At 68.7% G+C, this 5,840-nt stretch carries 7 protein-coding genes and 1 pseudogene; 3 read left to right on the top strand and 5 right to left on the bottom strand.

Annotated features, from left to right (window positions below; translation table 11 throughout):
* The 3 genes from ACE3TL_RS16345 to ACE3TL_RS16355 form a co-directional block, all read left to right on the top strand.
* Window positions 1-827 (top strand): divergent polysaccharide deacetylase family protein (locus ACE3TL_RS16345; protein WP_374579729.1); only part of this gene is annotated, 827 nt, incomplete at its 5' end.
* Between the two features lie 9 nt (window positions 828-836).
* A complete protein-coding gene (locus ACE3TL_RS16350; RefSeq protein ID WP_374579730.1) occupies window positions 837-1,328 on the top strand; it encodes an RNA pyrophosphohydrolase in 492 nt (163 codons plus the stop codon).
* Window positions 1,329-1,335: 7 nt separating this feature from the next.
* Window positions 1,336-2,100, top strand: coding sequence for an alpha/beta hydrolase (locus ACE3TL_RS16355; protein ID WP_374579731.1), 765 nt, complete (start codon window positions 1,336-1,338; stop codon window positions 2,098-2,100).
* A gap of 9 nt (window positions 2,101-2,109) precedes the next feature.
* On the opposite strand, the gene ACE3TL_RS16360 is transcribed toward ACE3TL_RS16355, so the two are convergent.
* The 5 genes and pseudogenes from ACE3TL_RS16360 to ACE3TL_RS16380 all read right to left on the bottom strand — a co-directional run.
* A complete protein-coding gene (locus ACE3TL_RS16360; protein WP_374579732.1) occupies window positions 2,110-4,041 on the bottom strand; it encodes an alpha/beta fold hydrolase in 1,932 nt (643 codons plus the stop codon).
* A 61-nt stretch (window positions 4,042-4,102) separates the two neighbouring features.
* Complete coding sequence (gene sugE / locus ACE3TL_RS16365) at window positions 4,103-4,426, bottom strand: quaternary ammonium compound efflux SMR transporter SugE (protein ID WP_374579733.1); 324 nt, start codon at window positions 4,424-4,426, stop codon at window positions 4,103-4,105.
* Between the two features lie 80 nt (window positions 4,427-4,506).
* The gene (locus ACE3TL_RS16370) at window positions 4,507-5,160 is read right to left on the bottom strand and encodes a hypothetical protein (RefSeq protein ID WP_374579734.1); all 654 of its coding nucleotides are present in this window, start codon (window positions 5,158-5,160) and stop codon (window positions 4,507-4,509) included.
* A gap of 165 nt (window positions 5,161-5,325) precedes the next feature.
* Window positions 5,326-5,592: an ATP synthase F1 subunit epsilon gene (locus ACE3TL_RS16375; protein ID WP_374534345.1), complete on the bottom strand. Its 267-nt coding sequence runs from the start codon at window positions 5,590-5,592 to the stop codon at window positions 5,326-5,328.
* Between the two features lie 5 nt (window positions 5,593-5,597).
* Window positions 5,598-5,840, bottom strand: a pseudogene (locus ACE3TL_RS16380) (F0F1 ATP synthase subunit beta); the annotation flags it as partial.

Genomic DNA, 5,840 nt, shown 5'->3' on the forward strand with positions numbered 1-5,840 from the left:
TGATGGGCGAGGCGACCATCACCGTCCAGGGCGCGCGGCCGTTCCACGCCGCCGGCCCGCTGGCCCCCGCGCCGCTGGCCGGCTTCCACGCCCAGGGTCCGAACGGGCCGCTGCCGATCATCGCGGCCAACGGCAAGACGCCGGCCGAGGCCTATGCTCGCCCCTTCGTGCCCAACGGCCGCCCGAAGGTGGCGCTGGTGATCGGCGGGCTGGGGCTCAATGCGGCGGCGACCCGCCAGGCCATCGACCTGCTGCCGCCCGAGATCACCCTGTCGTTCGTGCCCTATGCGGAAGGGCTGCAGGGTTGGATCGACCTGGCGCGGGCCGCTGGCCATGAGGTGCTGCTGGAAACGCCGATGGAGCCCAACGACTATCCCGACAACGATCCTGGGCCCTATACGCTGATGGCCAACGCGCCCGGCGGCGAGACGGTCAAGAAGCTGGAATGGGTGCTGTCGCGGGCGACCGGCTATTTCGGGGTCACCAACTATCTCGGCTCCCGGTTCATGACCTCGGACAACGGCATGAACGCCTTTCTGAGCGCCCTGCGCGGGCGGGGTCTGGCCTTCATCGACGACGGCCAGGCGGCGCGGCGCTCCGGCCCCGGTCGGGCCTCGGCGATTCGCATCATCGACGAGCAGCTTTCGGGCGAGGCGATCGACCAGCAACTGCTGGCCATCGAAGCCGGCGCCTTGCAGAACGGCCAGGCCCTGGGCTCGGGCTTCGCCTATCCGGTGACGCTGGCCCAGGTCGCGAAATGGTCCGAGACGGTGGAATCTCGAGGGTATCAGCTCGCACCGGCTTCCGCTTTGACCACACGGCGTTAAATGGATGGGATGACCGATCTTTCCGCCTATCGCCCGAATGTCGGGGTGGTTCTGTTCCATCCGGACGGCCGCGTGTGGCTGGGCCGACGCTTCCAGACCGCACCGCCCTACAACTGGCAGTTCCCGCAGGGCGGCGTCGACGCCGGCGAGGACCTCTATCTGGCGGCCAAGCGCGAACTGGCCGAGGAGACGGGCGTGGTCACCACCACCCTGCTCGGCCGCACCGACGGCTGGCTGGCCTACGACTTCCCGCCCGATCATACCGGATCGAAGGTGGCCAAGGGCTGGAAAGGCCAGCGGCAGGTCTGGTTCGCCCTGCGCTTCGACGGCGAAGAGAGCGAGATCGACCTTTCCGGCCAGGGCCACCCGGAATTCGACGCCTGGCGCTGGGGCCGGCTGGACGAGGCGCCTGGCCTGGTCGTGCCGTTCAAGAAGGCCATCTACGAGGCGGTCGTGCGCGCCTTCCACGACTTCGCTGGCCTGCCCGGCTACGTGGCCTGACGCCGGCATGACGCAAACCCCCGCGCCCGTCGTCATGGTCCATGGGGCCTTCTGCGGCGGCTGGGCGTTCGAGAAGTTCCGCGAGCCCTTCGAGGCGGCCGGCCATCAGGTGTCGGCCCCCGACCTGCGCGGCCATGCGGCCGACGCCCCGCGCGGGGCGGTGGTCGGGGTTTCGATGGGCGACTACGCCCGCGACATCGCCGCCCTGTGCGCCGCCCAGGCCGCGCCGCCGATCCTGGTCGGGCATTCGATGGGCGGGCTGGTGGCGGCGATGGCCGCGCGGCGCGCGCCGGTCCGCGCCCTGGTGCTGCTGGCGCCGTCCGCGCCCTGGGGCGTGACCGGATCGTCGGTGGAAGAGGCGATCACCGCCGTGGGCCTCTATTCGCAAGGGCCGTTCTGGGCCCAGGCGGTCTCGCCCGACCGGGGGATCATGTCCCGCTTCAGCCTCGACCGCATGACGCGGACCGAGCGCCAGGCGGTCACCGCGCGGCTGCGGCCCGAGAGCGGCCGCGCGCTCTACGAGACGCTGAACTGGTGGCTGGACCCGTTCATGACCACCAGCCTCAGCCCGGGTTCGGGCCGGACGCCCTGCCTGGTCTTGGGCGGCGAACGCGACGTCGCCCATCCGCCGGCCACCGTGCGCCAGACCGCCAGCCGGATGGATGCGACCTTCATCGAGGCGCCGGGCATGAGCCACTGGCTGCTGGGCGAGCCCGGCTGGCGCGAGGTGGCCGACATCGCCCTGGGCTGGCTGGAAGACGTACCAGCCTGAAGCCAAGCGTCAGTCGACGGCCAGAACTTTCTTCAGGAACACGATCTCGGTAGCGCGGACCGCTTCGGCGCTCTGCTTCTTGCTGACGCCGTGGCCTTCGTCCTTGGCCAGGACGTACCAGACCTCGGAGCCCTGGGCGCGCAGCCTGGCGACCATCTGCTCGGACTCCGATTGCGGCACGCGCGGGTCGTTGGCGCCCTGATAGATCATCATCGGCTTCTTCATGCGGTCGCTGAGGTTCAGCGGCGAGATCCTGTCGAAGACCGCCCGCATCTTGGGATCGCGTTCGTCGCCGTACTCCACCCGGCGCAGGTCGCGGCGGTAGCCTTCGGTGTTCTGCAGGAAGGTGGTCCAGTTGGAGATGCCGTAGAGGTCGATCGCCCCGGCGATGCGGTCGTTGTAGTGGGCGGCCACCGCCAATGACATGTAGCCGCCGTAGGACTGGCCGACGATGGCCACGCGGCTGGCGTCGAGGTCCGGCTGGGCCGCCACCCAGTCGAGCAGGGCGCCGATGTCCTTCACCGAGTCCTCGCGCTTCGCCCCATTGTCGAGGTCGAGATAGGTCTTGCCGTAGCCGGTGGAGCCGCGGACGTTGGGAATGATCACCGCCGCGCCCAGTTCATTGACCCAGGACTGGCGGCGCGGATTGAAGCTGGGCAGCTCCTGGCCTTCGGGTCCGCCGTGGATCTGGATGACGACCGGCAGCTTCGCGCCCGCCTTGGCCGGCGGCCGGTAGATGAAGGCCGGGATCGAGCGCTTGTCGAAGGTCTGGAAACGGAACAGCGTCGGTTCGACCAGCCTGGCCGGGTCTAGACCGCCCAGCTCGCTCTGGGTCCAGCGGACGAGCTGCTGATCGTCGAGGCCGTAGCTCCAGGCGTCGCCCGAAGAGGTGGAGGTCGAGAGGCTGAAGCCGAGCTTGCGTCCGTCCGGCGAGAAGCCGAGGCCGGTCAGCACGCCTGGCGGCAGTTTCGGCGCGGCCAGCGCCTGGCCGGTGGCCACGTCCTTGAGGACGATCTTCGAATAGCCCTCCTCGTTGACCATGTAGGCGAGGGTCTTGCCGTCCGACGACAGGTCGAAGGCTTCCGTCGACCATCTGGCGCCGGGATCGAGGTCGCGCGCCTTGCCGGTGGCGATGTCGATGACCACGGGGCGGGTGAAGTCGGAGCCCTCGTCGGACAGGGTGACGACCCCGGCGCCGTCGCCGGTGAAGGCCCCGCCCTGATAGCCGACCTTGCGCCCGACGGCCCCGATCTGCCTGGCCTGGCCGCTGGCGAGATCGAGCACGAAGAGATCGGTGTGGGTGGCCGAGAACGAGCGGCTGAGCAGCAGCGACTTCCCGTCGGGAGAGAAGGCCTCGACCGACATGGCGCCGGTTCCCTCGAAGGCGACGCGGCGGCCTTCGGGGCGGGCGGTGTCGGCCAGCATGATGTCGTAGTTCGGATCGCCCGGCGTGGCCTGGCTCCAGGCGACCTGCTGGCCGTCCTTGGAGAAGACGAAGCCGCCGTTGCGGGTCCGGGGCGCCGTAAGCGCGACCTCCGCGCCGTCCAGGCCGCGCAGATAGCCCTGATAGTATTCGGCCCCGCCGACGTCGCGCGGATAGACGAAGCGGGCGGCGCCCGGCTGGGCCTTGGCGCTGTTCACCGGCTCGGCGAAGAAGGTGAGCTGGGTCCGGGCGCCGCCAGGGGCGGCGACACGGTGGATCTGGTTCACGTCGCCGAAGCGGGTGGCGATCAGCATCGAGCCGTCGGAGAGCCAGTCCTCGAACACCGCCGACCGGGCGTTGTAGTAGGGGGCGATGGCCGCCTGCAGGGCGGCCGGGGTCTCGGGCACGTTGTCATAGACGATCTGGCCGACCTCGCGGCGCGGCAGGTCGGCGGCGGGAGCGGCGGCGGCGCAGGCGAAGCTGAGAGCCGCGCCGAGCAGCAGGGCGCGCGTCGTCATGGGCTGGGGAACTCCAAACAGATGCGTTCGGATGAAACCCTAGAGGCCAAGCTCGAAACGCTCAATCGGACGGGCTGAGGAACTTGAGGCCCAGGATGCCGCTGACGATCAGGCCGACACAGACCAGCCGCGCCACGGTCGCCGGTTCCTTGAAGAGGACGATGCCGAGGATGACGGTGCCGACCGCGCCGATGCCGGTCCAGACCGCATAGGCCGTGCCGAGCGGCAGCGACTTCACCGCCAGGCCCAGCAGCGCCATGGAGGCGACCAGGCTGACCCCGGTGAACAGGGTCGGCCACAGCCGGGTGAAGCCATCGGTGTATTTGAGCCCGACGGCCCAGGCGATTTCGCAGAGGCCCGCGATGAAAAGGACGACCCACGCCATGGCTGGCGGCTCCTAGCTGGTGGGGTCGTCCCCGTTTTGGCAGGCGGGATGCGAGGGTCGTCCCTCGCGCCTGGAAGCCTTTAGAACGAGCGTTCCGAATAGAGGACTTCGCCAGCGTCCCACTTGGCGTTGACGGGCGAGCCGTCCGGCTTCTTGAGCTGCAGGAAGACCAAGCCGATCGATTCGTGGTCGGTGTAGTATTCCCACGAGTTGGTGATGCGCTTGTAGTCCGTCGCCGGGACGAAGTCGTTGCGCTGCTGGATCAGCTCGGGCTTGTGCAGGAACGAGAAGATGTTGAGGCCGACGATGATCGGCTTCTCGCCGTCGATCTCGTAATTGATCGTCATGCGGCAGACGTCCTTGTTGGACCCCTGCGGCCAGAGGGTGAGGGTGTAGGGCTTGGCCATCAGAGTGGCGACATAGGTGCCCTCACGCTTGTTCTTCTTGTAGCCGCCGAGGCCGGAGGCGAGCTGGTCGAAGTTCCCGCCCTTGACCAGCGGTTTGCAGAAGCGGTTGACCACGTCGATGATCTGGCCTTCCGCGCCCGTCGTCGGGATCGTGTAGGTCTTTTCCTCGGCCGGCGCCGCGGCGGGCGCAGCCTCGGGGGCTGCAGGGGCGGCTTGCTCGGCAGGCGCCGCAGGCGGCGTTTCGGCCGGCGGGGCTTCCGGCGCCTGGGCGACGGCCGCCGTGGCGAGGCCTGTGAGGGCGATCAGACTGACGATGGCGGTGCGCATGGCGGGCTCCCCTAACTGAGTCGGCGCATAACAATAGAAACAGGCCATCCCTCGCAACCCCTCTAGCGCGGCAATTGGGCCGATCGGAGGCGAACAGCGGCGGGCGGACAGTAAAAAGGGCCCCGGCGTGACCGGAGCCCCTTCGACTGGAGGTCGTTCAGAAGGTCAGGCGGCGACCTCGCTGGCCTGCTCGGCCAGGATGGTCAGGCCCTCGGGCGTCACGTCGGCGAAGCCGCCTTCGATCGCGAAGACCTTCACGGCGCCGCCGCTGTAGACCTTCACCTCGCCGACCTTCAGCGTCGTCATGAACGGCGCATGGTCGGCCAGGACGCCGAAGTCGCCTTCCGTCCCTGGCGCGTCGACCTGATCGACCTCGCCGGAGAACAGTTCGCGCTCGGGCGAGACCAGGGAAAAGTGCAGCTTACCGGCCATGGGGCTTAGGCTTCCGCAGCCAGCTTTTCGGCCTTGGCCACCGCGTCTTCGATGGTGCCGACGTTGTAGAAGGCCGCTTCCGGCAGGTGGTCGTATTCGCCGTCCACGACCGCCTTGAACGAGCGGATGGTGTCTTCCAGCGAAACGAAGATGCCCGGCATGTTGGTGAACTGCTCGGCCACGTGGAACGGCTGGCTGAGGAACTTCTGGATCTTCCGGGCGCGGGCCACGGTCAGCTTGTCCTCTTC

It is taken from the genome of Phenylobacterium sp. (assembly GCF_041920015.1).
Taxonomy (GTDB): domain Bacteria; phylum Pseudomonadota; class Alphaproteobacteria; order Caulobacterales; family Caulobacteraceae; genus Phenylobacterium.

What these genes read in the sequence shown, in the direction of transcription:
- ACE3TL_RS16350 (WP_374579730.1), top strand. Translation starts at nt 837, where the DNA reads ATGACCGATCTTTCCGCCTATCGCCCGAATGTCGGGGTGGTTCTGTTC.
- ACE3TL_RS16355 (WP_374579731.1), top strand. Translation starts at nt 1,336, where the DNA reads ATGACGCAAACCCCCGCGCCCGTCGTCATGGTCCATGGGGCCTTCTGC.
- ACE3TL_RS16360 (WP_374579732.1), bottom strand. Translation starts at nt 4,041, where the DNA reads ATGACGACGCGCGCCCTGCTGCTCGGCGCGGCTCTCAGCTTCGCCTGC.
- sugE (WP_374579733.1), bottom strand. Translation starts at nt 4,426, where the DNA reads ATGGCGTGGGTCGTCCTTTTCATCGCGGGCCTCTGCGAAATCGCCTGG.
- ACE3TL_RS16370 (WP_374579734.1), bottom strand. Translation starts at nt 5,160, where the DNA reads ATGCGCACCGCCATCGTCAGTCTGATCGCCCTCACAGGCCTCGCCACG.
- ACE3TL_RS16375 (WP_374534345.1), bottom strand. Translation starts at nt 5,592, where the DNA reads ATGGCCGGTAAGCTGCACTTTTCCCTGGTCTCGCCCGAGCGCGAACTG.